Source organism: Burkholderia sp. Bp8986, assembly GCF_003854225.1.
GTDB lineage: Bacteria > Pseudomonadota > Gammaproteobacteria > Burkholderiales > Burkholderiaceae > Burkholderia.
The window spans coordinates 1-1672 of record NZ_QTQM01000144.1 but is presented as its reverse complement, the minus strand read 5'-3'; the positions used below and the strand labels follow the sequence as shown (position 1 = coordinate 1672).

2 pseudogenes are annotated in these 1672 nt (G+C 53.9%); one reads left to right on the top strand and one right to left on the bottom strand.

Annotated elements, in window-relative coordinates:
• Positions 1-77: 77 nt before the first annotated feature.
• Positions 78-215, top strand: a pseudogene (locus DID99_RS38610) (integrase core domain-containing protein); the annotation flags it as partial.
• A 19-nt stretch (positions 216-234) separates the two neighbouring features.
• Here DID99_RS38610 and ltrA read toward each other — a convergent pair.
• Positions 235-1395, bottom strand: a pseudogene (gene ltrA, locus DID99_RS36550) (group II intron reverse transcriptase/maturase); the annotation flags it as partial.
• Positions 1396-1672: the final 277 nt, after the last annotated feature.

Sequence of the window (1672 nt, the reverse complement as noted above, 5' to 3'; positions counted from 1 at the left end):
TACGGGCTACGCCCTCCGCGCCAATGCGCGCCAGCACGAAAAACCAACCACTGTCAGATTTAGTCTAGTCCACCGCAATTGAGGAATGGCGCATCGAGTACAACACCGAGCGGCCTCATAGTTCGCTCGGCTATCTGACGCCTGCGCAGTTCGCCCGGGCACACGACGCCAAGCAGCAGTTTTTAACCTCGGACTCTAACTGCAGTTCGGACTAAAACCGGGGGCAGGTCACTTCGAGACTACGTGCCGGTGATAGTTTCCCCAACCCCTGATGATAGGATTCAACAAACGGATGAGCGTTGACTGCTTCACCTGCTTGTTGTTCCTGACCACCTCTCGAATCTTCTCCATCAGCGAACGCACGCTTCTATCCGACGGCTTAATAAGAAGTTTTCCACCGTACTTCCGGATATTTTGACCGAGGAAGTCAAAACCTTGGTCAATATGCGTGATTAGGGTCTTTTCCTGTGAAAGCTCAAGCCCCCGCCCCCGAAGAAAATCAACAACTGCCGGGAGCACTTCGTGTTCGAGGAATTCTTTCGTACGCCCCGTTATCACGAAGTCGTCCGCGTACCGGACAAGATTGACACACCCCCTCAACTTGTTCTTCGAGACCCATGCAAACTTGTCCCGAAGCATAGCTTGTAACCCATCCAATGCAAGATTGGCGAGTACCGGGGAGATGATTCCGCCCTGAGGGGTACCTTCCTCAGTGGGCGATAAAACACCATCGCTCACAAAGCCTGCCTTCAACCACTTCCGTAGCACCGTTCGGTCCATGCGGACGTTCGCGAGCAACCAGTCATGGCTAATCTTATCGAAGCAAGCTTTGATGTCGCCTTCCAACACCCACTGCGGCGAAGCCTTCTTTCCTAGCGCACCGAAACATCGCTCTATGGCATCAGCCGTAGAGCGGTGTGTACGAAAGCCGTAGGAGTACCCATCGGCAACCGTTTCAGCCACCGGATCGAGTGACAACAGATGCAAGGCTTGCATCGCTCGATCACGAAGTGTTGGAATACCCAGAGGTCTGAGCTTTCCGTTTCGCTTCGGAATATAGATTCGCCGCAGAGGTGACGGTCGGTAACCTTGTCGCCTCATCGACAGAATGGCAGTGGACTTTGATTCCGGCGTGGACCAGGTTTCCCCATCCACGCCAGGCGTGTTCTTACCCTGATTCTCAGTTACCCGCTTCACGGCTAGCGCTTTGCCGTGAAACGAATGCGTTAGCAGCCATTGCAAGGCTTTCACCTTACCCCAGCGACCTTCGCGCGTCGGCTTCACGATTCGTGCTTGCAGCCTTCTCACTTCTCGATGGCAGCGGGACCATTCAATCTGGTGCCACTGTACCGGGTTGTGGGAAGGCGCACCTGCGTCTGAACACGATGCAGTCATCTGCTTTCCTCCCTCAAAAGGTTTATCAATACGTCTCGTGATGAAAGACCTCGTGGAAGTGGGCTCCCTTTCGGGCCAGACGAAACATGCTGTCTGTATCTCGGTCATTACAACCGAGCCTTCGCTTTTTCCACGATCCCATACCCGCACATCCATCGTCGCATCTTGCGATGCTCCTACCCTTGCGGGAGATATACGGGTGTTGATGTCCACGCAGAACTGACCCACCTGAGGCTGTAGTTTTCATCGAATTTTGACCCACGTGATTGAATGCCCT